Origin of the sequence: Acutalibacter intestini, from assembly GCF_034334985.1 — a bacterium.
Taxonomy (GTDB): Bacteria; Bacillota; Clostridia; order Oscillospirales; family Acutalibacteraceae; genus Acutalibacter; species Acutalibacter intestini.
Window position 1 is genome coordinate 16,612 of sequence record NZ_JAWXXL010000017.1, and the last position, 26,513, is coordinate 43,124.

Annotated in this window: 23 protein-coding genes and 1 pseudogene; 1 reads left to right on the forward strand and 23 read right to left on the reverse strand. The window is 56.3% G+C overall.

Annotated elements, in window-relative coordinates:
- Nucleotides 1-54: 54 nt before the first annotated feature.
- The 10 genes from U8U68_RS12790 to U8U68_RS12835 all read right to left on the reverse strand — a co-directional run bounded on the left by U8U68_RS12790 (nt 55) and on the right by U8U68_RS12835 (nt 14,454).
- Nucleotides 55-591 carry a hypothetical protein gene (locus tag U8U68_RS12790; RefSeq protein ID WP_023349051.1) on the reverse strand — a complete coding sequence of 179 codons (537 nt, stop codon included), beginning with the start codon at nt 589-591 and terminating at the stop codon, nt 55-57.
- Between the two features lie 64 nt (nt 592-655).
- Nucleotides 656-7,423 carry an MSCRAMM family protein gene (locus U8U68_RS12795; RefSeq protein ID WP_322201395.1) on the reverse strand — a complete coding sequence of 2,256 codons (6,768 nt, stop codon included), beginning with the start codon at nt 7,421-7,423 and terminating at the stop codon, nt 656-658.
- A 234-nt stretch (nt 7,424-7,657) separates the two neighbouring features.
- Entirely contained in the window at nt 7,658-8,434 is a 777-nt protein-coding gene (locus U8U68_RS12800; protein ID WP_289387483.1) for a CAP domain-containing protein, read from the reverse strand.
- 89 nt (nt 8,435-8,523) lie between these two features.
- Entirely contained in the window at nt 8,524-9,339 is an 816-nt protein-coding gene (locus tag U8U68_RS12805) for a class D sortase (RefSeq protein ID WP_289387482.1), read from the reverse strand.
- Nucleotides 9,340-10,317 carry a hypothetical protein gene (locus U8U68_RS12810; RefSeq protein WP_289387480.1) on the reverse strand — a complete coding sequence of 326 codons (978 nt, stop codon included), beginning with the start codon at nt 10,315-10,317 and terminating at the stop codon, nt 9,340-9,342. It lies immediately after the preceding gene.
- Between the two features lie 19 nt (nt 10,318-10,336).
- Nucleotides 10,337-10,933 carry a DNA methyltransferase gene (locus U8U68_RS12815; RefSeq protein WP_289387478.1) on the reverse strand — a complete coding sequence of 199 codons (597 nt, stop codon included), beginning with the start codon at nt 10,931-10,933 and terminating at the stop codon, nt 10,337-10,339.
- A gap of 359 nt (nt 10,934-11,292) precedes the next feature.
- Nucleotides 11,293-12,186, reverse strand: a complete 894-nt coding sequence (locus U8U68_RS12820) for a hypothetical protein (protein ID WP_322201400.1) — start codon at nt 12,184-12,186, stop codon at nt 11,293-11,295.
- A 4-nt stretch (nt 12,187-12,190) separates the two neighbouring features.
- Entirely contained in the window at nt 12,191-12,778 is a 588-nt protein-coding gene (locus tag U8U68_RS12825) for a DUF3801 domain-containing protein (protein ID WP_289387473.1), read from the reverse strand.
- Nucleotides 12,769-14,145 (reverse strand): relaxase/mobilization nuclease domain-containing protein, encoded by a 1,377-nt coding sequence (locus U8U68_RS12830; protein ID WP_289387471.1) that lies wholly within the window; start codon nt 14,143-14,145, stop codon nt 12,769-12,771. The genes U8U68_RS12825 and U8U68_RS12830 overlap by 10 nt, the downstream gene beginning before the upstream one ends.
- Nucleotides 14,146-14,454: a MobC family plasmid mobilization relaxosome protein gene (locus U8U68_RS12835; protein WP_289387469.1), complete on the reverse strand. Its 309-nt coding sequence runs from the start codon at nt 14,452-14,454 to the stop codon at nt 14,146-14,148.
- 138 nt (nt 14,455-14,592) lie between these two features.
- On the opposite strand from U8U68_RS12835, the gene U8U68_RS12840 reads away from it, so the two are divergent.
- Nucleotides 14,593-15,126: a VanZ family protein gene (locus tag U8U68_RS12840; protein WP_289387467.1), complete on the forward strand. Its 534-nt coding sequence runs from the start codon at nt 14,593-14,595 to the stop codon at nt 15,124-15,126.
- Nucleotides 15,127-15,328: 202 nt separating this feature from the next.
- Here the strand turns inward: U8U68_RS12840 and U8U68_RS12845 are convergent, their stop codons facing one another.
- The 13 genes and pseudogenes from U8U68_RS12845 to U8U68_RS12905 form a co-directional block, all read right to left on the reverse strand.
- A complete protein-coding gene (locus U8U68_RS12845) occupies nt 15,329-15,922 on the reverse strand; it encodes a hypothetical protein (RefSeq protein WP_257591204.1) in 594 nt (197 codons plus the stop codon).
- Nucleotides 15,906-16,238, reverse strand: coding sequence for an LPD28 domain-containing protein (locus tag U8U68_RS12850; RefSeq protein WP_322201405.1), 333 nt, complete (start codon nt 16,236-16,238; stop codon nt 15,906-15,908). Before U8U68_RS12850 ends, U8U68_RS12845 begins: the two co-directional genes overlap by 17 nt.
- 11 nt (nt 16,239-16,249) lie before the next feature.
- Nucleotides 16,250-17,203, reverse strand: a complete 954-nt coding sequence (locus tag U8U68_RS12855; RefSeq protein ID WP_289387460.1) for an ArdC-like ssDNA-binding domain-containing protein — start codon at nt 17,201-17,203, stop codon at nt 16,250-16,252.
- A 6-nt stretch (nt 17,204-17,209) separates the two neighbouring features.
- The gene (locus U8U68_RS12860; protein ID WP_289387459.1) at nt 17,210-17,620 is read right to left on the reverse strand and encodes a DUF3846 domain-containing protein; all 411 of its coding nucleotides are present in this window, start codon (nt 17,618-17,620) and stop codon (nt 17,210-17,212) included.
- A gap of 11 nt (nt 17,621-17,631) precedes the next feature.
- A complete protein-coding gene (locus U8U68_RS12865; RefSeq protein ID WP_289387457.1) occupies nt 17,632-18,456 on the reverse strand; it encodes a DUF3560 domain-containing protein in 825 nt (274 codons plus the stop codon).
- Nucleotides 18,457-18,536: 80 nt separating this feature from the next.
- Nucleotides 18,537-19,436: pseudogene (locus tag U8U68_RS12870) on the reverse strand (phosphoadenosine phosphosulfate reductase domain-containing protein); the annotation flags it as partial.
- A 119-nt stretch (nt 19,437-19,555) separates the two neighbouring features.
- Nucleotides 19,556-21,727 (reverse strand): ParB N-terminal domain-containing protein, encoded by a 2,172-nt coding sequence (locus U8U68_RS12875; protein WP_322201409.1) that lies wholly within the window; start codon nt 21,725-21,727, stop codon nt 19,556-19,558.
- Nucleotides 21,728-21,788: 61 nt separating this feature from the next.
- Nucleotides 21,789-22,103 (reverse strand): DUF7678 domain-containing protein, encoded by a 315-nt coding sequence (locus U8U68_RS12880; RefSeq protein WP_289387453.1) that lies wholly within the window; start codon nt 22,101-22,103, stop codon nt 21,789-21,791.
- Nucleotides 22,104-22,143: 40 nt separating this feature from the next.
- Nucleotides 22,144-23,085, reverse strand: a complete 942-nt coding sequence (locus U8U68_RS12885) for a replication initiator protein A (RefSeq protein WP_322201412.1) — start codon at nt 23,083-23,085, stop codon at nt 22,144-22,146.
- 324 nt (nt 23,086-23,409) lie between these two features.
- A complete protein-coding gene (locus U8U68_RS12890; protein WP_322201414.1) occupies nt 23,410-23,820 on the reverse strand; it encodes a hypothetical protein in 411 nt (136 codons plus the stop codon).
- Nucleotides 23,817-24,521 carry an ABC transporter ATP-binding protein gene (locus U8U68_RS12895; protein WP_016217829.1) on the reverse strand — a complete coding sequence of 235 codons (705 nt, stop codon included), beginning with the start codon at nt 24,519-24,521 and terminating at the stop codon, nt 23,817-23,819. The genes U8U68_RS12890 and U8U68_RS12895 overlap by 4 nt, the downstream gene beginning before the upstream one ends.
- Before the next feature lie 16 nt (nt 24,522-24,537).
- On the reverse strand, nt 24,538-25,173 hold the full coding sequence (locus U8U68_RS12900) for a hypothetical protein (protein WP_322201418.1): 636 nt from the start codon (nt 25,171-25,173) through the stop codon (nt 24,538-24,540).
- A 17-nt stretch (nt 25,174-25,190) separates the two neighbouring features.
- Nucleotides 25,191-26,513 (reverse strand): ABC transporter permease, encoded by a 1,323-nt coding sequence (locus U8U68_RS12905; RefSeq protein WP_322201420.1) that lies wholly within the window; start codon nt 26,511-26,513, stop codon nt 25,191-25,193.

Consider the following 26,513-nt stretch of genomic DNA (forward strand, 5'->3'; position numbering starts at 1 on the left):
CACAGCTATGGGGCGCTCTCGCGTTTGGGCTGGACGTCGGCGCATCGCCTCCGCTCACCGCCTGGGGCCAGTCCGCTTTTTCGGCTTCTGCGTTACGGCCTTGATCTTCTTCATGTCAAAGCCCCAGTCCTGGGGAGCGATGTCTTTCAGATTGTCGCTCCATTGGACAACGCAGCTAACGCGATAATGGCCGCTTTCATCCACCCGCCGTCTGAAAATGCAATACTTCTGGCCCCTCGCGGCTCCCTTGGGTGCGAACGCAAAACCGTATTCCTGCCTTGTGTCGATGATATGGTAGGCAGGGCCGGGGCCATTTTCACTTGCCGCAAGATAATACTTGGGGTAAAACTCAGGTTCCCGGATGTAGTCCAGCGGCTCATACTTCGCGCCGATCTGCTCCATGCGCTCGGCAAACTCGCAGATGTGGTAGTGACAATTCCCAACTGCCGTGTGGTACTCGTCGATAAACCGGCATACCCGTTCAGCCGGTTCCCTGTCGGGGTAGGTGATTCGGATGCGCCCGCCGTCCGGGATATGGAACAGCGTTTCATAGTCGCTGTTGATAAAGCGGATATACTTTTTCTCGGACATACTTCCTCCTTTCATGCAGGGGGGAAATGCGTCTCACGGTGAGACGCATTTCCCGGTAGGGTTCTCAATAGCCGGTTTTGGGCAGGGGCGTGGGCTTGCCGTACACAGTCGTCACCCAGCGGGACACGGCCTGCACCCATACGCCGTCATGGGTTCCGCCCACGTCGGCCACGTTTACAAAGCTGCTGCCGGGGGTCAGGCCGGACACGGCCTTACAGTGGAGCATGGGGGCTTCCACCTGGCTAAAGCCTCCGGGGACCTGCCCGAACACGAACATGATTTCGGTGACGCGCTCATTGGCCGCAAGGCCCAGGGCTGTGGGGGACGCCGCCAGTGTGTAATTCCGGCTGGTGCTGAGACTGTCGGCCAGGGTGCGGTAGTCCCCGGTGTTGTTCACCTTATAGACAATCTTATAGGTTCCGGGGAAATTGTAGGTGCCGGTGACAACCTTATCCAGCCGGACGGCGGCGGGCAGGGTGTCGCGCCAGTAGAACGACTGGAGCATGACGTTGCTGGTGTTGCCGATCCGGGAGAACACATAGCGGACAGGCTGGCCGCTGGTGGCCTCCTTGGGGCCGGTCTTTTCAATGGAAACGCCGGTTGACAGGCTCTTATTGGTGATTTCCAGCTTGACAATCTGGCCGCTGTACTCCAGCACGGCGGTATAGGTTTCCGAGGACGCGCCGTAGTTGGCCGGGGCCTTTGTCTCCCGGATGGTGTAGCGGCCCAGGGGGAGGGCCTTGGAGGACGCGAGGCCGTTGGCCCCGGTTACAATGGTGTCCACCTTGTTCCCGTTGCGCTCGTTGTAAATCTCAAAGGTGGCCCCCTCCAGCAGCGTACCGGCGGGCAGGCCATTGGTGGGGTTGTAGTCGGCGGACTTCTTCACAATCTGGATTTGTCCCCGGACGGCGGTGTTGGGCCAGGTAATGGTGGTACAGCCGCCGTACTGAACGTAAATCGTTTTAGGCTGGGTGTCCAGAATATAGCCGTCCGCACATTCAATCTCCCGGATGGTGTACTTACCGTCCGCGAGGCCCTGGTCGATATACACATAGCCCTCGTTGTCGCTCTGATAGGTGCCCACGGGATTCCCCTTGGCGTCGGAGAGCAGAAACGTCACGCCGTAGATGCCCTCGCCGGTGAGACTGTCCACCTTATGAATGAGGGCGCTCCCGGTCTGCCGGTTGGTGATCTCCAGTGTAGCCGTGCCGCCGTCCTTTACTTCGATTTGGTGGGGGGTATCGTCCAACTGATAGCCCTTGGCCGCTTTCAGCTCCGTCACCTGATACCATCCCTTTTCCGCTTCGGGCAGGGAAATAACGCCGTTTTGGTCGGTGGTATAGGTGCCGACAATTTCCCCGTTGAGCTTGCGGATTTCAAACTGAACTCCCTTAATGCGCTCCCCGGTTTCCTCGTCCTTTTTGATGATGGTGAGGCCCCCGATTTTGGTGTTATACACGGTGATGGTCTGCGTGTCGGTGGGGTTCACCTTGACGGTCTGCGTCCTGCTGCCCTCGTCCATAACGTAACCGGGCAGGGGCTTCGTCTCTGTGATGACCAGCGTACCCACCACGCCGGAAATGCGGATTTCGCCGTTGGCGTCGGTCTTATACAGGCCCTTGCTGGACAGGTGGCCGTAGTCGTCGTCCAGGTAGGAGCCGTCCGAGTAGGTGATCTGGAACTCCACCCCGGCCAGCGGTTCCCCGGTCTGCTTGTCCAGCTTCTTCACCACGATGCAGCCCTGCTTCTGATTGTAAAAGCGGAGGGTCTGCGCCTCGCCCACCTTGATTTTGATGGACTTGGGCGTAGTGTCGAGGACGTAGCCCTCCAATGTCTTGATTTCCTTGGCGGTAATGGTCACGCCGGGTTCCAGGCCCTCAATCACAATGCGGCCATTCTCGTCGGTGATATACTCGCCGTTGGAGCTGCCTACTACCTGACCATTGGACTCCGTTACCAGGAAAGTTACCCCTTTCAGCGGGTCCGTGGTCCCGGTGACATACTTCTCAATGACCAGCCGGGTCTTGGGGTCGTTCTCAAACGTCAAATCGTTGCCGCCAGTCCCGCCATTGTTCCCGGTATTGCCGCCGCCCGAACTGCCGCCCGTGCCGCTGGTGACACTGTTGGAGCCGTTGCGGACGATGATGGTCTGCGGGGTGGTGTTCAGCACATAGCCGCTGGGGACCTTGCTCTCGCTGACCACAACGGTACTGCCGGGAACGAGGCCGGATACGGTCACAGTCCCGTCCTTGCCGGTGGTGTAGCGGCCCAGCACGGTCCCGTTGCCGTCCTTCACGGTAAATTCCGTGCCGGGAACCGGCTTCCCGGTCATGGAGTCCAGCTTGGTCAGGGTCAAACTGCAAAGAGGCTCATTGAGAAACACAAGGGTCTGTGTGTCCTCCGGGTTGACGGTGACGGTCTGCGTCTGGGTAGACTGGTCGATCACATAGCCGGGAGCCGCCTTGACCTCCTTGGCGACGATAGTGCCGGTCACGCCGGAAACGCGGATTTCTCCCTTATCGTCCGTGGTGTACAGGCCGTTGCTGGAGAGGTGGCCGTTGTCGTTGTCCACATAGCCGCCGGAGGCGTAGGTGAGCTGGAACTGCGCCCCGGCGATCAGATTGCCGGAAACACTGTCCTTTTTCTGAATGACCAGCGTACCGGCCTTTTTATTCCAGAACGTCAACTGCTGGACTTCCCCGGCCTTAATCAAAATGTCCTGGGGCGTGCCGTCGAGGACATAGCCCTCCACGGTCTTGATTTCCCTGGCGATAACGGTTGTGCCGGGTTCGATACCGTCCAGAACGATCTCCCCCGCCTTGTCGGTGTAATAGCAGCCGTCGTCCGGGCCAACAGCGGCCCCAGAACCGTCTACCACCTTAAAGCAAACGCCGCTCAAAGGCTCGTTCTCCGTGCCCTCAATGAACTTTCGGATAATCAGGGTGGTAGCAGGCTCGTTGTCAAAAATCAGGCTGTTGGCAATGCCGGTACGGACAACGATATTTTTCGGGGTTTCGTCCTTGATATAGCCGGTGGGGGCCTTGCTCTCGGACACCACGATAGTGGCGTTGGGGGCCAGCCCGGAGACGGTCACAGTACCGTCCGTCCCGGTGATATACCGGCCATTGTTGGGGCCGATAGCCCTGCCCTCGCTGTCCCGAACCAGGAACTCCGCCCCTTTCAGCGGCTTCTTGGTCACAGCGTCCCGCTTCAAAATAGTGAGGGTACAGAGAGGGTCATCGTAGAAACGGAGGGTCTGCGTATCCCCGGCGTTGACCACAACGGTCTGCGGGGTGGGATCCGCCTGATAATTGTCCGGGGCCTTGACCTCGGATACCACATAGGTTCCGGGGAGCAGCTTGGACAGCACGATCTGGCCGCCGCGGTCGGTGGTGTACAGGCCGTTGCTGCTGGTGAGGCCCTCGTTGTCCGGGGTCAGCTCCCCGTTGGCGTTGGTGATTTTGAACTGAGCGCCGGAGAGGGGCAGCTTCGTCACACTGTCGTACTTCTCCACGATCAGCCCGCCCTTGGGGGTGTTGGTTATGATAACGGTCTGCGTATCGCCGTTGGCCCCAATGACCACGTTGGTGCTGGGGCTGTCCATGACATAGCCCGCTGGAGCCTTTGTTTCAGTCAGTACATAGGCCCCAGGCGCGAGGTTGGTAACGCGGATTTCGCCGTTGCTGTCAGTGATAAACAAGCCGTTCTGCGTCAGGGTGCTGTCGCCAATTACGCCGTCCAGCCCCACTTCACACCCTGCGGCGGTAGCCAACCGAAACTCCGCGCCGGGGAGGGGCTGGCCTGTGAGACTGTCCCGCTTCTGGATAATCAGACTGCCTTTCGGCTGGTTCTTAAAGGTGAGGGTAACGGTGCGGCCCTCCTTGATCTGCACGGTCTGGCTCTGGCTGTCGATGATAAAACCGGCAGGGGCGCGGGTTTCCGTAACTACCACGCTCTTGCCGGGTTTTAGCCCGCTAATGCGGATTTCGCCATTCTCGTCGGTGCGGTATATGCCGTTGCTGTCCCCAATCAGGGTGCCGTCCGCGTACATGATTTTGAACTCGGCGTCCTGGAGTGTAATGCTGGGGTTGACGGAGCATACCTTTCTGATAAGCAAAATCCCGTCCGGGGCGTTGTCAAAGCGGACGGTGACAACGCTCTGCTCCCCGCTGTCGGCCAGAAACACCGTCTCGGAGGCGTTGATGATGGAATACCCGTCAGCCGGGTCTACTTCCTCCACCACATAGGTGCCGCTTTTCAGCCCTGTCCAAATGGCGGTGCCGTTCTTCCCGGTCACTTTCTGACCGATCACGGTGCCGCCTGTGCCGGAAGTCCCGCCCAGGTAGCGGAGCTGGAAGGTGCATCCCGGCAGGGCCTCATGGGTCACACTGTCGTATTTCTCCACAATAATTCCATTCAGCGGCTCATTCTGGAAAGTCAGGGTCTTGCTTTCACCGCCGTGGATGATAACGCGCTGGGTGGTGGGTTCCTTCATCTGAAAGCCGGGGGCGGGGGCCACTTCGGTCACGGTGTACTCGCCGGGGTACATCTTCTTCCCCTGCTCATGCACCTTGATCTGACCGTTGGCGTCGGTGAAAATATACCCGTAGTCAATGGAGCCGGGAGCGTCCGCCGCCTCGCCGTTGCTGGTGTAGGTGACGTGGAACTTGGCCCCCTCAATAGGAGCGCCCGCCACACTGTCCTCCTTGAAGATGGTCAGCTCCGGGGCCTTGTGGTCCTTGAACGTGAGGGTTTTCTCATCGCCGGGGTTCAGGCTGACCGTCTGCTCCCGGTCGGCGTTTTTGCTGGGGAGGTAGTAGGGCGCGGGGACGGACTTCTCCGTGATTTTATAGGAGCCGGGGGCCAGCCGCAGGGAAACCGTTCCGTCCGCGCCGGTGGTCACATCGTTGCGATAGTCGCCGTCAATGGCCTCGATGGTGAACACAGTGCCGGGGATAATATCATTTGTATCAGCATCAAGTTTGGCGATGGTCAGAAGGGGCTGCTTCAAATTATCGAAAATCAGCTCCTGTTCCTCGCCGGGGCCGAGGTAGATGGTCTGCATGGGTTCATCCCCCACCACATAGGGGTCCGGGACGGACTTCTCAATGATTTCATAACTGTCCACGGGGATATTGGTCAGGACGGCCTTTCCGTCCGGCCCGGTGGTCACGTCGTTGTGATAGCCGTAGTGGATGCCCTTGACCTCAAAGACGGTTCCGGGAATGACCTCCTTGGTCTGCGCGTCCCGCTTGAGGATGGACAGGCTGGGCAGCTTCTTATCCGCCGCCGTCACGGTGACAGTGCCGCCGCCGTTGATAGTCGCCTGATCCACATGGGCGATAACCGGCTCAGTCAGTGTGGCATAGGGGGCCGGGGCGCTCACCTCCACAAAGGCGTACATCCCCTCGGTAACGTCGGTCACGGTGATGGAGCCGTCCGCTTTGGTGGCCTCCGTGCCGATGATCTGGCCGTCCTTGATGATGTTGAACACCGCGCCGGGGAGGGGGTTATCGCTGTCGTCCAGCTTAATCAGCTTGACTTTCACTTTGGCGTCATTTTCAAAGACAAGGGCGATGTCGGTCTTGCCGTCCCAGCGGAAGGTCTGCTTGGTCTTATTCACATCGGGGCTTTTGGTGTAGCCCTCCGGGGGCGTGACTTCCTCGGCGGTGTAGCTGCCGAGGGGCATATCCTTCCAGGGTACGTCGGTCAGGTAGCCGCCGGTTCCGGTGACATATGTGCCGGTAAAATCGTTGTCCACGCCCTCAATTTTAATAACCGCTCCGGCCAGCCCCTTGGTGGGATCGTCCGCGTCCACCTTGCGGATGCTGCCCTCGCCGGTAATGGTGGGGGTGTCCGCAAAGGTGACGGTCACAGTGTTGTTGCCATTGCTGGGCAGGACAACATACTGCGGCCCCGCGTTGTCGATCTCGTAGCCCTCCGGGGCCTCCAGTTCGGTTACGGCATAAGTGCCCGCATCCAGAGCGGTCAGGGTATATGTCCCGTCCTGCCCCGTCACAATCTCTTTGGAGAAGGCGCCATTTTCCGAACTCACTAAGAATCGCGCCCCGGCGAGGCCCTTGTTGGGGTTGGTACTGTCCACCTTTTTGACGGTAAGCTCATATTTTTGGCGGGTGATGTTCAGCTCGCCCACCATAACGGCCTGCACGTCATTTGCGGGGTGATAGTTGGAGCCGGGGCCGGTGTAGGCATACTCGTAGACGCTGCACTCACCCCATACGCCCTGTGCGCCCAAATCCAGAATATATTGGGCGCGGTCGCGGAACGATCTGCCGTCCATGGTATCGTCAATGCTGGTATAGCTGGTATGCTCCAGATTGTTGTAAACGCACAGCAGTTCCTCGGCGCAGGCCACCACGGGGTCAGACAGCAGACCGGCCTTGTAGCGCCAGACGACAGCCTGGGTCCAGGAGTTCATGGTCCAGGTGTAGTTGCTATCCCACACGTCGTCCACGCCGAGGGCTTTGGCCTGATCGGTAAAGACGCCGGTGGAATGGGCATAGAAGTAGGCCATCATCGTTTTGACTGTGGGATCGGAGATGGGCTTGGGATTTCCCCAGGTGTGGCCTTTCAGTGACCAGCCCATGCCCTTGCCCTTCTCGGCACAGAAGCCCATGGTACTTTTTCCGTTGAGGGCAAAGTGCATCTGGTGCATATAGCACTCACCCAGGGCCGGGGAATCGTACTTGGTTCCGCTGTAAGCGCAGTCATCCATTTTGATGGTATCCGGCGCGGCGGCGCTGGCGGGAGCCGTCAGCATACTGAGAATGGAGACGACTGCCAGAAGCAATGCGGTAATTCGTTTTTTCATATAGCCTCCTCATCATGTGTTGGCATGAAAAGAGGCTATACCCCCCCTAAAATATCGGGAAATACCGTCCTCCTTTCATGCGTGTGTTTGGGTGTTCCCGATCTCTATTTTTAGGGGAATAAAATAACCGCCCTGCGGAACAAGGCGGCTGCGGAGAAATGCGTCTCACGGTGAGACGCATTTCCGGGCACAGAAAAAGGCCCTCCAGCCGGGGGGCCTTTTCCGTCTGTACTTTTAGGGTTCGTAGGGATTGTGGGTGTTCGGCCTGCCGACAATCATAAAGCAGTAGGTCACGCCGCCGCTCTCGGTCACGCCCACGCCGATACTGTCACAGTCCGGCTTTATCATCGTTTCAAAGTGGCCGGGAGATTTAAGCCAGTTGTCGTGGGCGTGCTGGGCGGCGTCCTCCGTAGCGACGCCGGTGAATACCGTCAGGTTTATGCCGAAACCGTAGGGGTAGCCGCTGGCGATCACGGCCTCACATTCCTCTTTTGTGTGATGCCAGGTGTACCGCTGATCCGAGAGGGCTTGGGCGGCGGTCATCAGGGCCTCGCTGACCGGAAGCTCCGCCACGCCGTTGGCCTTGCGGGTCTGATTGATAAGCCGTACCAGTTCCTGCCGTACATCCGGTTCCTCCGTGGGGCTGGGGCCATCCACGACGGAGGGGGCCGCTGGAGTGCCGGAGCCAACGGTGAGCGTCAGGGTTCCGCTCTCTCCAGCACGGTTGGCGGCGGTGATCTCTGCGCTCCCCTCCGCCTTGGCGACAGCTACCCAAAAGCCCATGACCTGCTCCACCGCTACTGTGTCCGGGTCGCTGGAGGTAACGGTGTACTCCGCCCCGCTGGGGCCAATCATGAGGCCGCTCCGTTCTCCGACTGCCAGGGTATTGCCCTTGTAGCTGTTTACCCGGACAGCACTTGCCGGGGGATCTGCGGCTATGGCCGGAATAGTGAGCAGGGAGAGTGTCAGCATGGCGGCGGTGAGCCGGGTGGTCAATCTTGCTTTTTTCATGGTCGCTTTCCTCCTGTAATGTAGTTTTTTGTTGGGATTTCCTAACATTATTATACTACATTCGGAAGAAATTGTCCAAAAATGGCGTGTCAAGCCTCGACTGCCCGGACGCACCAGCGGTAGCTGGGCTGGTTCATCACACAGGTAAAAAGGGTGATGCAGTTGTCGCTGGTGGCCTCCAGCATGGTGTTGTCCATCACGTCAACCTTTGCAACACTGGTAACAGTGTAGGTCCGGGTTCCCAGGGCCGTGGTGAGGGTGATGGTGTTGCCCGTGTCAAGTGTATGGATTTTGCCAAAATGATTATTTATCCCCCGGTTGTGCCCAGCCAACGCAACATTTCCATTCCAGATGCTGGTGTTGGTGAAGTGGCCCGCCCCCTTTTTCAAAGCGGCGCTGTCCGTGCCCTGATAGATATTGACACTCAAGCCGATGGACGGGATTTCCAGTGTGCCCAAACTGCCGTTGCGGTAGTAGAGGTCGGCGGTCACGTCGGTAAATGCGGTGACAGGACCGCTGGTGGTGGGATAGGCCGGACTGGTGGGCGCGGACGTGTCAACCGCGCCGGGGAGGGCCGGTGTGCCGCCGTTCGTGCCGCCCGTCACGGTGAGGGTGTAGTTCCCGCTCAGGGGGCCGTCCGCCGCAAGGTTCGGGGTCAGGTACTCCCCGGAATTGGGCAGGTAACTGGTAGGCGTCCCAAAACCGGGAGGAATGAGGGCGCTGCTCTTGCTCCTGTCCTTGTTGGCGGGTTCGGCCCCGGTCTGGATGATGTCCTCCGTACTGGTAGGCGTGCCAAAATCCCCGGTGGGCGGGTTGTCAAAGGTGTATTCCAACGCGGAGGCGGGCATGGAAAGCGCCGTCAGCACAAGGCAGACGGCCAGCAGGGTGGAAAGATACTTTTTCATTTAGACATACCCCCGTTTCTTATCTCGGATAAATTTGTAGCCCCGCCAGCCGCCGTAACCAATGATGGCGAGGGCGGCGATCCCGGCCAGAGCTGTGACTACGATTTTCCCGGCGACGCTCCCGCCGCTGTCCTGGGCCGGTTCCGGGGGCTGGGTCTGCTGGGGTTCGCCGCCCTCCGGGATGGCGGTGGGGTCCGGGTCTAAATGCGTCTCACCGTGAGACGCATTTTCCGCAGAAAACACGGCGGTATAAATCACCGTGTCCCGGCTGGTCTTGGTGACTTCGCCGCTGTACTCCACGGAGACGGTGTACCCGGTGACGCTGCGCCCGCTGGCGGTGCCGGTGTAGCTGGCGATGGCGTTGTAAAACTCCCCCGCCTCCTGCCAGTCTACGCCCGCCAGCGTCAGCGTCCGTCCGCTGTCCGTGATGGTCTTGGGGATGAGGGAGGCGTCGGCGTCGGACAGGTTGGGGTAAGTGCGGGTGGCAGATACCGTCCAGCTGTTATTCTTATAGCCAGCGGCCTCCACGGTGATTTTGGTGTAGTCGGGCTTCAAAATGCCGGTGTAGCCGTCCTCGGTGGCGATCTCACGCTCCGGCTCCAGCATCTTGATAATCTCGGCCATATCCTTGGTGCTGCTGTCCAGCGTGACAACCTCGATGTAGTCCTTGGCGTCCGTCTCGCTCAGGTCGTTCTTCAGAACGTCCAGCAGCGTGTAGTGACGGCCCTCCCGGTCAAAGTCCCCGGTGGGAATGGCGGCGGGGTCGTCACGGGTGGAGAGGTAATAAACCTTTTCCAGCCGGATCATGCCGTTTTCCTCGCTCGCCCGTACCTCTGCGGGGTAAAGGACCGCAGGGGGCGGCGCTCCCTGGGCCGGTTCCGTTCCCTCTGTCTCCGCCGCCAGCGCCGTGCAGGGCAAAGCGGCCAGGGCCAGCAGGAGCGCGGAGGCCAGGGAAAACAGCCTGTGGTGTTTCTTCATGGAAAAACCTCCTCGTTTCTTAATGTGGGTATTCTCGTACATAGGCGGCAAAGCGCCGTTCCTGCGCTTCAAAATAGTCGCCGTCAATCTCATAGCCGGTGAAGTCCAGCCCTGCGTCATAGGCGGCGATCCGGCTGCTCCCGCTGCCTAAATGGGTGTCCAGGATTTTGTCGCCCGGTTTGGCGAACAGGGCGTATATCCAGGCATAGAGTGCGATGGGCTTTTGCGTGGGGTGGATGCGGCCCGGCTGTACCGGGGACAGGGCGATCCGTTTGCAGGTCAGGTCAAAATTCGTCCAGGCCAATTCAAAGGACGCAAAGGAGACTTCCGGGGAATACTTCTTGTCCCAGCACAGCCAGCAGTGGCTGTCGGCGGCGGGGAGCATACTGATGAAGTGGTTGGCCCCCCATATGATTTGGTGCCTGGACACGCGCCGCAGCTCCCGGAAATACTCCGGGGGAGGCGGCTTGGCGTCCCAGAATACGGGTTTGTATTTGCGGGGCTTGCCCTTGCGCCGCCCCATATCGCCCCGAATGTTGAGGCCGTATGGGGGATCGACAACAGCGAGGTCAAAGGCGTTTTCCGGCAGCTCCCACAAAATATCTGTGCAGTCCATGTGATACGCTATGTTGATACGGCTGGTCCCCTCCTTTCTCGGTGAAATAAAAAATGCGTCTCACCGTGAAACGCATTTTTGCCGGTTCCGGGGCGCGGACGCGCCCGCCACCCCCGCCAGCGATAACCGCCGGACTTTCCGGGAAACGCACCCGTCTCCCCATAGTAGCAAAAACCGGCGCAAGCCGGTTTTTGGGGTATGCCCCCCCCTTGATTACTAAAAGCACCGGCGGACTTTGGCAGTCAAGGCCCGCGCCGACCGCCCCAGCGGGCGGCGCGGCTTGCCTTGGCCTTGACGGACAAAGGCCGGTGGTGTAAAATCCGCGGGGCTGGGGGCATACCCCGGATCGTGCCGACTGATTACCGCCTGCCGTATTGCCGGTTATTGCTGCCCCGGCTGGCGGTATGCTCCTGCTGGCGGGGCTGGATGCCACGCTCCACGGTGTCGCCCATATTCCGGGCGGTCTGCCGCATGAAGTCCAGGGACTTTCCGCGGTCATCCGGCGAATAGTAGCTGTAAAACTGCTGTACGCCCGCCGCGTCCGGCACGGGGCAGTCCACCCCGAAACGGCGGCACACCATGAAGCCGACGCTCTCGGCGTTCAACTGGAACGCGCCCCGGTCATAGTCCCGGTTCATGCCCCGGTCATGGAGGCGGGCAAAGCTGATCTCGGTGGCGAGGGCGGCGAACACTTCCAGGGTGCTGTACCCCGTGTTGATTTCCAGAATACATTCGCGCTCATTGTAGCGCACGGGCACTTCCAGCCCCGTGTTTTCGATGAAGCCCACAGGGGCGGTATCCAACAGGGCGGCAAACGCCGCGTTCAGTCTCTCGCTGCCCTCGGTCAGCGGCTCAGGTTCTCTCATGGGTCTGCCGGTGGTCTGGCTTACATCGTAGTAGTTACCCATAAGGTAGCCCCGGAAATTGGGGTTGCGGGACGGGACGAAAACCGCCGCCCCCTTGCTCATTTCCTCGTCCATCACATACCGGCCCTGTTTATGCCAAAAATCGGTGGTGCCGATCTTGGTGGGGTCTGCCATCTGCGATAGGGTCAGGGCGATATTCCCGGCGCTCAGGCCGATGTTGTCCGCCTGCAAAATAAGGAAGCGTGTGTAGAGATCGGGGTTGGCTGTAATGGCCATCAGCGCCCCGTCCCGTGTTTGGGACAACTGATTACGTTCGGCCCTGCGGTTCTCGGTGCGCTGCTGCTTGCTCTCAGCCTTGGAGTTAAGGATTTCACTTAAACTTGGCATAGATTCACCTTACCTTTCTGTTCGTTTTTTCCGGCCCAGGGCGGGACTGTGCCGCCAGCCGCTGTAACTGATCCAGCTTCTTCTTGGTGGGGGAGTCCGGTTCAACAGCCGCCGCAGTCGTCTGAGACGGTTTCAAGCCACTCCCGCGCTCTGGCGAGGATTTCTTTTGTGGAGCGCGGGACTTCGCTTTTTTTTGCGTGTCCTCCTCCTGTTCCTTTTGGGGAATGGGGTAGCCCAACTGCTGCATGATGGCGTTGAGCAGGGCGGCGTAGTTCTCATTGGAAACCACATTAAGCATCCCGTTGTCATTCCCCTTTTTCTGAGCGAAAAAGTAGAGGACTCCAAACTCCTTGGCCAGCTTCTGGAATTTGGCCTTGTCCTCGGCCTTGATGGGAATGACCACGGCGGGGGCCGGGTCGCGGGCCAGCCGCTTGGCCGTGGTCTGGCCCACCACTTTCATGTCCTGCTTGGCAATCGCCAGCAGAAGGGCGGCGACATTCTTCACGCCCTCCAGGGTCAGCTTCGCCGCCGCCTCGGTCGCCTGTAAGCTCTCCCGTACTACAACGTCGGCAGCTTCAGCACTTACATCCATTTGCCTTTCTTCTCCTTTCTTACTTGCTCGTCCGTTCGATCCCGGACGGCCTTATGGCTGCTCCGTTCTTCCTGCCGCATGAGCTGCTCCCGATCCCTGATTTTCGGAATATCCTCCATAATTTTTCGGCAGATCGTCAACTCGCGGCGGGTGGAGCGCAGCTTGTCATTGACAGTTTCCAGCTCGGCCTCCACGTCCCGGCCCTCGCGCCGCGCCCCGTACAACTCCCGGCGATAGTCCACCAGCAGGTCAATCTGGCCTTGCAGGGCGTCGCCCAGCATGGCAAGCTGGCTGTCCGTCTCTATGCGGTATTGCAGTAGAAAACAGAATTGTTTTTGGTAGCGTTGGAGCTTTGCCACTTCCCGGCGAACAGCCGGGGGCGGCGGGGTGCGCCGGGGGCGGCGGTAGCCGTTGAGTAAATATAAGTAGCGCAGATAGAGCGCACGAAAGCCGCGCACTTTCCGGCGCGGCTGACGGGGGACAGCGCCCCCTCGAACGGTATAACGTTTTTTTACCTGGGGAATGGGGCGTACCAGCGGTATGGGCGGCGCAGACGGCGGCAGGGGCAGCTCGTAGGGTTCGCCCCGCCGCGCCGCCGCCAGCCGTTCCCGGATGTGGGCTTCGGTGTAACCGTCGCCCAGGCTGTCCAGCCGGAACACATAGTCCCCGCCGGGAGGCTGGACGGCGGTATGCTTCACATTCGAGCCATATTTAATGGTATAGCCCTGCCGCCGCAGAGCGGCGAGGAAGGAGTCAAAAGTAAAGCTCTCCCCGATGGCTGCGTCAATGTCCTGCATGACCCCGGCCATCACGATTTTTCGCCCTTGTTTTTCCGCTGTCCACTCGGTATAATGTTTTCCGTGGCCCTGCGGCTCAATGACCGACAGGCCGCGCTCCCGGCTTACCTCGTTGGACGTGCCGCGCAGATCCCCAAAATAACTTTGGAAGTCGCTGCGGTATTTCTTCCCGTCCACAAAGGAAACGGAATTGAAAACGATGTGACAGTGGAGATGCGCCCGATCAACATGGGTCGCCACAACAACCTCGTACTTGTCCCCCAGCAGACGGCGGGCAAATTCCACCCCGGCGGCGTGGGCCTCATCCGGCGTTACCTCGCCGGGGGCGTAGGAATGGATGATATGGTAGCCCAAAACGCCACCCTTTTTGTCCCAGCGCCTCTTGGTGGCGCGCATATCCGACAGGGCGGTGTCCGGGTAGCAGTTGATGCCTGTGACAAGCTGGTGCGTCTTGTCCGGGTTCTCCGCATAGGCCAGCGCGGCGGCGAGGCCGGTTTTTTCCTCGTTCAGCACATAGTCAATGCAGTGATCCATGCGCCCGTGCAGGGTGATGATTTTGTCGTAGGCCAATTACAGCGTCTCCTTTACCGTGCGCCACGCCTGCCGGACTAAAGCGGCGGCCTCCGCAATCTCCGCTTTGCCGATGCCCTTGGTGGCGTTGGCCCAATACGCGATCTGATTTACATTATTGCCGATGGCCGACAGCTCCCGGAGCAGGGCGGCATAGGTGTCGGGCGGGCGGGGGCGCAGTTGTACTCCAGCGGTGAGTGCGCGGAGAAACGGGTCAATGCCCAGCCCCGCAAGCTCGGCCTGCTTCTTCAGGTGCCGGTATTCCTGCTCATTCATCCACACGCTCACATGGCGATTGCGTTTCCTCATGGCATCCTCCTTTCGGTGGGCAGTAAAAAATACGTCTCACCGTGAGACGCATTTCTGCAATATTAAATTGGCATTGAATGTGCTTTGTTCCTGTGCTATAATTTTTTTACAAATCCATAATTGAAAAGAAACGATATTATGAAATATGCCTTAAAATATGTAATAGATTTTATAGCGTTGGCTATCTTATATGCGTTCTACTTCTTCAAAAGATGGAAAAGCAAAGGTAGAGATACATTGTTTTTTAACACGCTCATGTATGTGTATCTATCTTTTGTGGTTTTTTTCACTTTGATGCCAATCATAGTGAAACTCCCCTTTATTTTCAATCACCCCTACACTCCTATGAATATGGTGCCATTTGTAGATGTGTTATCGGGCAGGGGAGATTTTCTCAGGCAGATAGTGTTAAATATCATTATGACTGTACCGTTTGGCTTTCTATACCCGCTTTCGCAAGGTCAAAAATCAGGTTTTTTCAAAACGATATTCTGTTGCTTTCTTTTGAGCCTTGGCATTGAGTTGCTGCAACCGCTGATTAGCGGTTCCCGTTCTTCGGACATTACGGACTTGATTACTAATGTAATTGGTGGAATGATAGGATATTGTTTTTATATCATTTTTAAGCCGATTACAAACTGGATTTCAGAACAGCTAACAAAGAATAGTTAACAATCTGAACATTTCTGTTTACAAAAGAGTCTCTTGAAAATCGCCTCCTTGATTGATGCCGGAAATACGTCTCACGGTGAGACGTATTTCGCTGGGGGGTTTAAGGGGGCTTCGCCCCTTAACAAGGGTCATTTGGTGTGCTACCAAATGACATACTTGCTCGGACAGCACCGCCTTTCGGCGGCGCTGTCCGCTGTGGGTGCTACCTTACAGCCGGTTTCTTCTTACGGGGCGTCCTCTTTCTGACGGCAGAGGCGATGCGCTCTTTCTGGAGAACACAGTCCAGCTCCAGCTCATTTCCGGGTTTATAGTGGATGCGTTCAATACGCCCGTGGTCGTTAATCAGACTGTGAAAGTGCCCAGAATATGCTGCATAGGGCAGTTCAAGCTCTGTGCCGTCCGCAAAGGTCAGTTCTACCATTTCAGCGTGGACGGCGTTCCGCTTCACACGCTCTACCTGCTCTCCATATCGCAGGGGCTTAACTTGGCCCAGCACAGATGCGCCCTCCCGTCCAGGTTCAACGATGACACGGTACGCCTTGATATGCTCCGCGTCATAGTCGTAATGCGTCCAGGCGATGTGTGCTGTGCTTTCCTTGATAAATGCCTCCCGTTCCGGGACGCACAGTGTCCCGCAGGGGCGGCTCATCCAGAGAAATGTACGATCTTCCTGGCTGATTTCCAGCATGGCGGCTTGCAGGCGCTTTTCGTCATAGGCAAAATCCGATTGATAGTGTTGGGTGTTTTCCTCCACAATTCCCGCCAAAAACGGAATAATATCAATCTTCTTTTCCATAGCGTTCGTCCAGGTCGGGGCCGTTCACCGGGGAGAGGTACTTTTCCGCAAATTCCTCCGGGGTCAGCAGCTCCCCCACGGTGTCCAGCATAAGGTCGCTGTCGTAAACGTCCCGTTCGCCGCTCTCCGGGATTTCCACAGGGATCAAGGTCAGTACCGTCCCCAAAAGGGCCGCGCTGCCATCGGCGCTCACCAGCTCATAGTAGAACATATCAGGGCTTTGCTCGTCGGGCGGGATGTCCTGATCCGTGAACAGGGCGGGAATACCGAAAATCTCAATTTCCCGCAGGGGCGTCTGCCCGGTCTTTTTTTCCATAGGGTCAACTCCTATCTTCGTGTTTTTTGTGCGCGGCGTTTTCCTTTCTGGCGGGGGCGCTGTTCCTGTGTCCGCTCCAGCTTCGGCGGGGGCGGGGAGATAGCGTCAATGATTTCCCCGGCTGTGGAGTGGATCACGTTGAGCGAGGCTTTTAGCTCGGCAAGTTCCGTGCCCTTGCTCCAACTGGCAACATAGGCGAGGGAGTAGTCTGTGGTGTCAATGCCAAAATGCTGGCACACAACATAGGCGATGCTTTCGGCCTCCACTTCCTTGCGCCGTTTTTCCGCTGGCGATGGTACTGCCAACAGATCCTGCGGCTGGTGCAGCTTCGCGTGGGCAATCTCATGCACCAGGGTTTTGATTGTCTGTACCTGGCTCATTCCGGGCTTGATAACGATTCTGTTCTCCATAAAGCTGGTGTAGCCCTTTGCGCTCCGCTCAAAAGCCTCCTGCATAACCGGCAGAGGGGATAGGGCGGTCAGCCGGTCATAGATGCCGGTATAGCCCGCCACATCGCCGCTCAATTCGGAAACGCCGATTTGTGGCAGCTCCCGCCCCTCGGTCTGGCTCAGATCGAAAACATGGGCGATCTTAAAGCGGTTTGGGGAAATTTTCACTTTTTCCGTAAGCGGTTTTCCGTCCGGCCCGTAAATCGTCTGCCCGGACAATGGGTCGATCTTCTCCCGTTCCAGCGTGGCCCGGAAGTTACAAGGCGCTAAAATCTGGATGCCCTTTTCCCCTTTCTTCACCTGACGGCCCAACTGTGTCCAGGTGTTATACCCGGCAACATTGGTGGCGTGGGGGCACTGAAAGAGGATCAGCAGGGCATTTCCAAAACTGTAATGATGAAATTTTGCCATAGCGGTGATGTATTGAGCGTAGCTGTCGCTGGCGTACAGCTCCCTGACGCCGTTTTCCAGCCGATCCGTCAGCTCGGCCACGCGCTCGTCAGTCTCATAGGGCATGGCACGTTACCTTGTGGGAGGCTTGCGCGGCTGCCTCGGTCGTTCCGATGGATATTTGGGGTCTGCGTCCACCTTGATCGTGAACGGCTTATCCCCGTTCATAGCAATCAATACCTCTGCTTTTTTGAAACGCTCCTTATAGGTCTTTACCTGCTCCGGGGTGAGGGAGATAAAATTTTCTTCGCCCAGGCCGCACACAAAAAAAGTGCCAAACACGCCGCCGTAACTGCGTTCCGGGATGGAGCGGTTAAACTCTAAGCCCTCAAATATGCCGTTCTCATTACATACAAGGGCAACTTCCTCCTGGAATGGGTAAATTGCCTGAATAAGTCCACCGACAGTTTTTTGCATCTCGGCAAGGCCATTGATTTCTTTCTCATAGGGAAGAAAGCCGGGTTCCACAACTAAAACATTCATTGATGCGCCTCCTATCGTGTCGGGCCGGACTGGTTCTTCCGCTTCGGCTGGATTTTTATAGGATTGGTTCCGTCTGTGGGCTGGATGGCCTTGATCCGGCTGGCGGCGTAAATGGCGTTGTCCGTCAACTGCCGCTGCCATGCGCCCTCGCTCCGCGCCCATTTGAAGCCCCAGCCTTTCAGCTCTGTTCGGACTTCCTCGCTGGGGATTTCATCAAAAAAGATTTGCAGCCGGTTTTTGTCCCCGTTAGCCTCAACTCTGCCGCCCTCAAAGGCCCAGCCGGTATATCCCAGCTCTTTTGCCTGGGAGAGTTTCTGGATGCGCTTTTCCGTGGTGCGTATATTCCGATTGTTGTTACTCAATGTACAAGAGGCAAACGGCTTTTTATCCCACGGGTGGTACTCCATACCGCTCTCCAGCTTGGCCGCTTCTTCATCGGACAAGCCTGGAAAGCCCTGGCAAGTGCCGTTCTTCTTGTAATAGGCGTTGACCGCTTTCATAAATTCCTGGGTCTGCTTCAGCCCCTCCAGCTTTTCCGTCAGCTTGGCGATGGCCTCCGGATCATCGGAGGAAATGGCGGTGTTATTCTCTGCCGCCTGCGCCCTGCGCTCATAATAGTCGGCTTTATCGGATGCCGCGACGGACTGGCGCATTTTATTGCCTGCCCTTTCGCGGTAGCGTGCGTCTGCCGCGCCCATAACCGGCTGGCCCGATGGAATTGCGCTAATCATATCCCAGGATTGCCTGGACAGCGCATCACTTTGGGCGCGGGCTTTACTGGCCTTTTCGCGGAGACGGTCAATGCGTTCTTGTTTTTTCTGCTCGTATTCGTTCAAAAAATCATCCTCTCTGATAGTCCGGCATGAAAGATGGAAATGCGTCTCACGGTGAGACGCATTTCCACCCTGTCTTATAATCAGCGGCCTTTCTTCCGCTTTTGAGGCTTTTTCTGCCCTTTCTGACGGTCTTTCAAGTGCTGCTCCAGCGTTTTGGGCGGCAGATCGTCAACGGCGATAATCACATTTTTGGGCGGTACGCCCTTGAGCATATCGCGGATTTCCTTGGACTTGTCCTGTTCCATCTCGGCCTCCTTTCTTGCAGCATCCTCAGCGGCAAAACGATGTTCCAACTGCTCCACATTCCAGTTATCCTTGAAACGGCCTAATGCGCTGTGTCCGAATTGGTCTAAAGCCCGCTTGTCCAGTTCACGCAGTCTGGCCCACAACTCCGGGTGATGACAGCGCAGATTTTTCAACTCGCCTATCCGCTGAAAGGGACAGCACCAGCAGGAACAGCGGTGATAAATCTCATAGAGGCCGTTCCAGTCAAAGCCCCGGTCATAGCAGATTTTCAATGCCTGGGCCTCGGTGATGCCCCATTCAACAAGGGGGTAAATCTCATCTTTTATGCGGGCCGGTTCATCTGCCGCTATGCCAACATAGTGCAGGGCGTTCTTCGCCTTTTTCAGTCGATTGACTTCCTTGGCGATCAGATGGGTTTTGAGCTGTCCGGTACACCAGCGCACACGAATACCCGGCCAGCCGTTCCCATAGGGCGGTACACCCAGCTTTGCCCGGTTTTCAAGTGTTTTCGGTTTTTCTTTCGGCTGGTCGAACATAAGCCATTCAAAACCCTTGGGGTGGCGCAGGATCGTCAGGTGGATGCCGCGCTCCTGATACAATACCTGGTCGATTTTGTCCCAATGGCGGTACATTTCGGGAAATTCCATGCCTGTGTCCGCCGTGAGAACGCAGTCAATGGGCATCCCGGCCTCCAGCATAAGCAGGAGCATGGCCGTCGAGTCCTTGCCCCCTGAGCAGGAGACGGCGTGGTAGTATTTGTCAGCTACGGGCCGTCACCTGCTTTCGGGCAGAAAAAAAGCGCCCCTTTGGGCGCACGTTGCGGGGACGATCCGGCTGCTGGTCGGGCTGATAATCACCGGGTCGGACCGCTTTTCTTGAAAATCGCTGCTTTCTGCTGCTCTTTCATCTGCCGCTGGCGGCGCTCCTCCAGCGCCGAGTACACGCTTTCCTCAATCTCACGGGGGGTCATGGACACATCGGGGAAATACTTGCGGAGGCGGTCCCCGGTCAAAATCACCTTGGTCACTTCGGGCCGCTCCTGCGTCCCCTTGAACGGGTCGTCATCCCTCTCCAGGGTGGGAGCATCATGGGCGGGCGGTTCAGCGCCCTGCTCCGGGGCGGGAGCTTTTTCCGGCTCCTCCCACGGGGGAATGTCTGCGGCGGGGGGCGTGTCCGGGGTCTGGGGAACATCGGGAGAGGCGGGAATGGGCGGCTGGGGGGCCGGTTCGCCAGCGGGTTCCGGGGACGCGCCGGTGGTGGGGGCCTCCGGCTGCTGTACCGGCTCCGGCTGCTTGGGTGCGATGTCCTTATCGTCCAAAATCTTCCGCAATTCCATTTCGTCCAGCTTCTTGCCCTCGCCCTCGGCTTTCTTCATGCGGATAATGCGGTCAGTGGTGGTCTTATAGCCCAGGTCAAGCAGGTGCAGAACGGATTCCTGCGTCTTGGGCTTCAGCGCGGACATTTCGGCTGCGGTGGAAATGGAGAGCTTGCCCTCGTCAACCAGGTCGCACACGCCCTTGATTGCCTCTGACATACGGATCAGGCGGTTGAGCTTGGAGACGGTCATGCCCATTTCCTGCGCCAGCTTTGCGTCGCTTTGCAGCTCATTTGCGGAAAAGCCTTTCTTTCTGCGGCCCGCCTTCTGCTTCATGCCCTCCATCTTCATCCGCAGGGCGCGGGACAGGTCATAGCTGGAAATTTTGTCCCGGTGCAGGTTTCCGTCCGCCACGATGATCTTGGCGTCCGCGTCGCCAATTTTCTGGATAATGGTGGGGACGGCCTGGTTGAGCATGGTGGCGGCAATATGGCGGCGCTGGCCGGACAGGATTTCCAGCCCGCCCTTTTCGTTGAACCGGGCCAGCACCGGGTCTTTGATGCCCACCAATTCAATGGATTTCAAAAGCTCCTTGAAGTTCTCGCTTTCAACATCCACGGAAAAATTGTTGTAGCTGGATTTCTCCAGATAGGCCGGGTGGAGGGTGATAAAATAGGACTCGCCCTCTTTCGGGGTGGGCAGAGTTTTCCGCGCCGCCTCGTCAGGGGCCGTGAGGCGCTTCTCAAAAATCTGCGTGATAGCAGTCCCGGCAGGTCCCTCCTTGGCAGCGGTCAGGGCTTCGCCCTTATCCTGACCGGGAGGGTCTGTCTCTGCCGTACCGCCTTTTTGGGCCTCTCGCTCCGCTTTGTCAGCATTGGCGAGGTCAGTCAGGGAAATGGGTTGGCCGGACTTCGCTTGGGCCTCCAGCTCGGCAACGGTAGGTGTATCCTTTTCACCGGGGGCGGCAGGAGTCTTGTCCTCCTTGGGCGTATCGCCGGGGGCGGCAGGAGCCTTGTCCTCCTTGGGTTTCTCGCCGGGGGCGGCAGGGGCCTTGTCCTCCTTGGGTTTCTCGCCGGGGGCGGCGGGGGCCTTGTCCTCCTTGGGCGTATCGCCGGGGGCAGCGGGGGTCTTGTCCTCTTTGGGCTTCTCGCCGGGGGCGGCGGGGGCTTTGTCCTCCTTGGGTTTCTCGCCGGGGGCGGCAGGGGCCTTGTCCTCCTTGGGCTTCTCGCCGGGGGCGGCGGGGGCCTTGTCCTCCTTGGTCTTATCGCCGGGGGCGGCGGGGGCCTTGTCCTCCTTGGGCTTCTCACCGGGGGCGGCGGGGGCCTCTGCACTCTTGGTCATATCCTTATCGGGGACAGGCTCAAGGAGCTTGCCGGGGATGGGAGCGTTGGGATTGTTCTTCACCGCCTTGCGGTAGGCGATGGCCTCCTGCATGGTCATCTCATAGACATGGGCGGGGATGTCCGGCTTCTTCGCCAGCTCACTGGCCCTGCGGCGGCGGTAGCCGGACAAAAGCTGATACTCGCCATCGTCCCGCTGGCGCAGAATGACAGGCTCCTTGATGCCGCTGCTCTCAATGCTGAGTACCATACTGCCCAGCGATTTGTCCTGGGGCTTTGCGATGAACACGTTGGGCAGGTCATGGATTTTGGACAGCGGGATCACCTGGGGCTTCGCCTGGGTCGGGGTTTTGCTGATTTCATTTGCCATTTATAGTCCTCCTGATTAAAAATATTTGCTAAAAAATACGTCTCATGGTGAGACGCATTTCTCAACACAAGGTTGGGTTTTCCCCGCCTGCCCGGAAATGCCAGTTATCCGCAGGGGGGAGCGTGGCGCAGTAGGCGATCAGGGCATCCATGCTGGCCTCTTGTTTGCCAGTCGGATAGATTGACCAGCCGCGCTCATAGGCGGCGAGTTCCTGTTCGCCGTCCTCCGTGTACAGAAACAATTTGAGGACGCGCCCGTTGTCGATGCCGTCCGGGGAATTGATGTCGCAGATTTTCGCGGCAAAGGGCAGGCCGTCCACCGTCCCGCCTAGCCAATTTCTCCAGACGCAATCTGTCGTTATCGTGTGTTCGGGCATCTTCTTTCCCTCCAAAAAATGCGTCTCACGGTGAGACGCATTAACCAAAATCGTGCCGGACGGCGGCGGAATAGTAAGGGCCTATCGTGATAGGCGCGTTGTAAAGCGCCGTCAGCAGATAGGCCCGGATGTTATTGATTTTTGTGGTTGTCTGGCTCATGGAGTCGATGATGTACTTGATATGTTCGCTGTCAAGCTGGCGAAAGCGCCGCCTGACAGCATCCACAGGTAAGACTTCACCGCCAATCCGTATGGTGGAGGCCGTGCTGCTCAACACGTCCACAATCAGCTCCAAAAGGCTCTCCACATCGTCGTAAGGAAGCTCCTGCCGTAAATGCTCATATTCGATATTTTCTTTGACTTCCTCTCTCACCTCGCATCGATCAATCCCCATTTGCCGCCCGCTGGGGGCTGGGGGATAGATGGATGGATCAGGCTGGATAAAATCAAGTTGATTTCTTTTAGTTTGATTAGGGTCGGTTTCCTCGACTTCTTGAGGTGGATTTTTGCGGCGTCTTGAGGTCGGAAAATCCGACTTCTGCACGTCGGCAAACTCGACGCCAGGAGGTGGCGCGGGAGGCTCCGGCTTCTTCTCAGGCTGGGGAGGCATCTCCTGTGTGGTGAAACGCTTGACATATATCCGGGTGGGCTTGCCTTGGCCCTGCTTCTTCCGCTCGATCAGACCGACGCCCTTGCCGGTGTCCAGCTCGGCCAGCAGCCTCATGGCCTTGTCCCGTCCGCAGTTCAGATTGCTGCATACCTCGTCTACAGTGTAGTAAATGTAGACGCGCCCGGTATCGTCGTACCATTCGTTTTTGATGGACAGGCTCATGCGGTCAAGCAGCATCCCATAGAGCAGCTTGGAGTCCGTGGAAAGGTGCTTAAAGCGGGGGTGGGTGATAAGCTGGCAGGGGATGCGGAAGTAGGTAAACTGCATCGCCTCGTCGCCGTAAAAATAGCTCGAAAATTTCATATCCGGCATGGCCGTTGCCTCCTTTTGGGCATGAAAAAAACACGATTGTCAAATCGTGTTTTTTTCTGGATGTTCGATTTTGTCACAAAGGAAAGAATTTAGGGTAACTGCACAATAAAATGTTGTTTTCAGTCTTGTCCTTTATCGGTAACGTCCTAAATAAAACGCTCCAATTCTTTTTGCTGTGTCTTTGTGAGAAGCGCAAAAAGTTTCCTGACTATTTTTTCACAGGATTCTGTTAAATCAAATACTGCGAAATGCCCCATACTATCACCCCCTGTTCCTCAGTGTCAATCAAAAAGAATCTGAGCTATCCTTCTTTACAGTCGATTTTTATTCTTCCTTTTCCCGGAATCCCCAAGCCTCAAAATCCGTATCTTCATCCTCCGGCTTAACTTCCTCGGCATAATCGGGACCGATGGCCTCTGCCGAGGCGTTGAGCATATAGGGCGTGACCTGTACCGGCGCTTCGCTCTGGATTGCCAGCCCCCTGCGGGCAGCCTTGCCGCAAAACACCATGGCGGCGGCAAAGGCAAAATACTGCACACAGCTTGTTAAGTAGAGATTCACAATGGCCAGTTCATTTCCCTGCACAGGGACGCCCTGCTCAAGCTGCCGGGAAATGTTTTGATGACAAGCCGCCAAGGAAATAAAGGCCGTAATCAACAGCACCACAGCAAAAACGTAGCAGGCCACAGCGAGGATGCTGCCCTTTTTGGAGGGCTTAGAAAACTCGTCCATCATCTTGCCCTCCTCTCGTTGCGGGGAGCATTGTTTCTGCGGCATTGGGGTTGGGCGTTTCCATCCTGAGTACGCTCCAGCACCTGCAGCTCACCTTTTTTCAGCCGGAACACCACATCGGCCTGCTTCGCCAGCTCATTGGAGTGGGTAACGACCACCACACACTTGTTCATCTTGTGGGCGCTCTCTTTGAGAATTTCTGTAATGTCCTGGGCAGTGTCCTCGTCCAGATTGCCGGTAGGCTCATCGGCCAGGATCACCGGAGCCTCGCTTGCCAAGGCACGGGCGATGGCTACACGCTGCTGCTGGCCGCCGGAGAGTTTCAGCACATTTCGCTTGGCTTCTTCTTTCGTCAGGCCCAGGCGCTCCAGAATGGGCAACGGCGGCAGCTTGGAGGTCAGCGATACATTCTCTGCGGGGGTCAGATAGTCGATCAGGTTATACGCCTGAAAGATAAATGCCACATGGTTTTTCCGATGATTAGACAAACCGGTTTTGGCAATATCTTGTCCTTCAAAACAAATTTGGCCGTTGCTGGGGCTATCCAGACCACCGATCAGGGAGAGCAGGGTGGTCTTACCGCAGCCGGAAGGACCCAGGATTGCGTAGAGTTTGCCCTGTTCCAGTTGTCCGCTCACGCCCCGAAGGACAGGCTGCTTGCCGTCATAACTATATTTCAAATTGGAAAATTCTAAAATGCTCATATCAACATACATCTCCTTACATCCAGTCATCAAAAAAATCGTTCATCCATTCTTCGGAATCTAAGCCCCCAGAAGGAGAATCCACGCTTACATTGTTTATATCGCTTAAAGTGATTTCACACGATCCGCTTGTGCCATCCTCAACAAGTATGATTCTTGCTGTACCCTTTTTCAAATCGACGGAAGTGCTTTGCGTATCATCACCTTCTAAAAGGGTGGTAATTTTATTGTCCTCGGAAACAAGCAGGACTTTGAATTTTCCGCTGGACAAATCTGCCGAAAGGTCAATAGAAATAGATGTATCTTCTGCTGCATTGAGCATCCAAATGGTGTCTTTTCCGTTGAACCCTTGAAATTCTCTTTTCAGAGAAGTGTCCGTACTTCCGGTGTCTACACATTTTTGGTAGGTATAACTATCCTCATTAGAAAGGATCAAGTTGCGATCATTATATGAGGAATTTCCACAGGCAGATAAGATCAATGTGAAAATCAGAGCCGAACAAAGCAGCATAACTATTCTTCTTGTGCGCTTCATAGTAGTCTTTCCACATCCAGAAAGGCCGGAAACGGCATACCTTTTTCCCGCTCCGATTTGGGAGCTGCTTTTTTTATCAAATGAATTTGACAATTCTGGTAATTCCGAAATGCTCATAATCTTAAATCCTCCATTTAGCTCATTTTGCTTAATATCTCTTTGGGCTGTAAGCGAAACACTGGGATGTTAGACATTCCCACAGAGAAGGCTACAACTAAGGTTCCAATTCCACAAACAGCCGCAAAGTTACGAACAGTTATTTCCACTTCCAGAGAAGAGGCGGTATCGCTGGCGATTGTTTCGGTTTGCGCGGAGACATTTTGCAGGAGAAGATCACCCGTTACATCCGCAACGACTTGGCCAGCAAAGAAAGAAATGCCAAATGCCAGCACAGCGATCATCATGACCTCTGCAAAATGTTGCAGAAATATCTGCGTCTTTCGGTATCCCATAGCCAGCAATATACCTGTTTCATGAATACGGCCCTTAATCCAAAGACTTAGAATTAAAGACAACACCAGGGTACTGCCAATAATTAAGCAGGTCAACAAGGACGATACCAGGACAGACATATTTTCCAAAGGTGCCGCTGTTCGCTGATATTCTTCATCGGCAGTTTCTAACGCAAAATCATCCCATGCAATATTGGCGTTTTCTTTTGCAGATTCAATAGTATTACTAAGCTGAGCCGGATCTTTCACATAAAATTCCAGTCGTTGATATTCTCCTGATTCCCCATTGGAATCGTCAATGAAAATTCGGTTCTGATAAAGAGAGGGTGGCGGTACAAGCCCCGCATTAAGTTGTGGTTCCTTGATTTCGTAGATACCTACAATAGAGAAGGGGCTGGATGTTTTTTCTTGCGAAGATTGAAGCCAGATTTGATCTCCAACTTCTAAATTGTTAAGTCCTGCAAGTTCTTTACTTATGAGAACAACATTTTCATCTGTCGGCAGAATGTGACGCCCTTCGGTGATCTGAAAGGTTCCTTTTGAAAAAAAGATGCTTTTTTCAGAGTCCGTATTCATTTCACTGGTAACAGTATGAAGTAATGTTTCATCATCATCGTATTGATTATTGGTCTCTACCAGTTCCAGATATTCTCCATTGGCATTGGTCAGTATTGCCTCTCCAATTTGAGAAGCATTGTAGCTTTCAATATTAGGAGTTTTTAAGACTTCTTCAATCACAGAATCATCTAACGGCGCACCGACATATTGAACACCACTGCTTTGATTTTCACTGGCTATAAAGTTTTCAGATTTAGATTTGTCCACCACTAACCCAAAACTACCACCAAGAGAGTGCCTTAGTTCTTGTGCTGCTGTATCGGCAGAATATTTAATCGAAAGCCCTACCAAAACAAAGGTTGAAACGACAAGCAGCACCATGAACAACACAATGCTTTTTCCCTTTTTACGGTGTACTGATAAAAAGGCTCTGCTTAAAGTGTTCAT

What these genes read in the sequence shown, in the direction of transcription:
- U8U68_RS12790 (WP_023349051.1), bottom strand. Translation starts at nt 591, where the DNA reads ATGTCCGAGAAAAAGTATATCCGCTTTATCAACAGCGACTATGAAACG.
- U8U68_RS12795 (WP_322201395.1), bottom strand. Translation starts at nt 7,423, where the DNA reads ATGAAAAAACGAATTACCGCATTGCTTCTGGCAGTCGTCTCCATTCTC.
- U8U68_RS12800 (WP_289387483.1), bottom strand. Translation starts at nt 8,434, where the DNA reads ATGAAAAAAGCAAGATTGACCACCCGGCTCACCGCCGCCATGCTGACA.
- U8U68_RS12805 (WP_289387482.1), bottom strand. Translation starts at nt 9,339, where the DNA reads ATGAAAAAGTATCTTTCCACCCTGCTGGCCGTCTGCCTTGTGCTGACG.
- U8U68_RS12810 (WP_289387480.1), bottom strand. Translation starts at nt 10,317, where the DNA reads ATGAAGAAACACCACAGGCTGTTTTCCCTGGCCTCCGCGCTCCTGCTG.
- U8U68_RS12815 (WP_289387478.1), bottom strand. Translation starts at nt 10,933, where the DNA reads ATGGACTGCACAGATATTTTGTGGGAGCTGCCGGAAAACGCCTTTGAC.
- U8U68_RS12820 (WP_322201400.1), bottom strand. Translation starts at nt 12,186, where the DNA reads ATGCCAAGTTTAAGTGAAATCCTTAACTCCAAGGCTGAGAGCAAGCAG.
- U8U68_RS12825 (WP_289387473.1), bottom strand. Translation starts at nt 12,778, where the DNA reads ATGGATGTAAGTGCTGAAGCTGCCGACGTTGTAGTACGGGAGAGCTTA.
- U8U68_RS12835 (WP_289387469.1), bottom strand. Translation starts at nt 14,454, where the DNA reads ATGAGGAAACGCAATCGCCATGTGAGCGTGTGGATGAATGAGCAGGAA.
- U8U68_RS12840 (WP_289387467.1), top strand. Translation starts at nt 14,593, where the DNA reads ATGAAATATGCCTTAAAATATGTAATAGATTTTATAGCGTTGGCTATC.
- U8U68_RS12845 (WP_257591204.1), bottom strand. Translation starts at nt 15,922, where the DNA reads ATGGAAAAGAAGATTGATATTATTCCGTTTTTGGCGGGAATTGTGGAG.
- U8U68_RS12850 (WP_322201405.1), bottom strand. Translation starts at nt 16,238, where the DNA reads ATGGAAAAAAAGACCGGGCAGACGCCCCTGCGGGAAATTGAGATTTTC.
- U8U68_RS12855 (WP_289387460.1), bottom strand. Translation starts at nt 17,203, where the DNA reads ATGCCCTATGAGACTGACGAGCGCGTGGCCGAGCTGACGGATCGGCTG.
- U8U68_RS12860 (WP_289387459.1), bottom strand. Translation starts at nt 17,620, where the DNA reads ATGAATGTTTTAGTTGTGGAACCCGGCTTTCTTCCCTATGAGAAAGAA.
- U8U68_RS12875 (WP_322201409.1), bottom strand. Translation starts at nt 21,727, where the DNA reads ATGGCAAATGAAATCAGCAAAACCCCGACCCAGGCGAAGCCCCAGGTG.
- U8U68_RS12880 (WP_289387453.1), bottom strand. Translation starts at nt 22,103, where the DNA reads ATGCCCGAACACACGATAACGACAGATTGCGTCTGGAGAAATTGGCTA.
- U8U68_RS12885 (WP_322201412.1), bottom strand. Translation starts at nt 23,085, where the DNA reads ATGCCGGATATGAAATTTTCGAGCTATTTTTACGGCGACGAGGCGATG.
- U8U68_RS12890 (WP_322201414.1), bottom strand. Translation starts at nt 23,820, where the DNA reads ATGATGGACGAGTTTTCTAAGCCCTCCAAAAAGGGCAGCATCCTCGCT.
- U8U68_RS12895 (WP_016217829.1), bottom strand. Translation starts at nt 24,521, where the DNA reads ATGAGCATTTTAGAATTTTCCAATTTGAAATATAGTTATGACGGCAAG.
- U8U68_RS12900 (WP_322201418.1), bottom strand. Translation starts at nt 25,173, where the DNA reads ATGAGCATTTCGGAATTACCAGAATTGTCAAATTCATTTGATAAAAAA.
- U8U68_RS12905 (WP_322201420.1), bottom strand. Translation starts at nt 26,513, where the DNA reads ATGAACACTTTAAGCAGAGCCTTTTTATCAGTACACCGTAAAAAGGGA.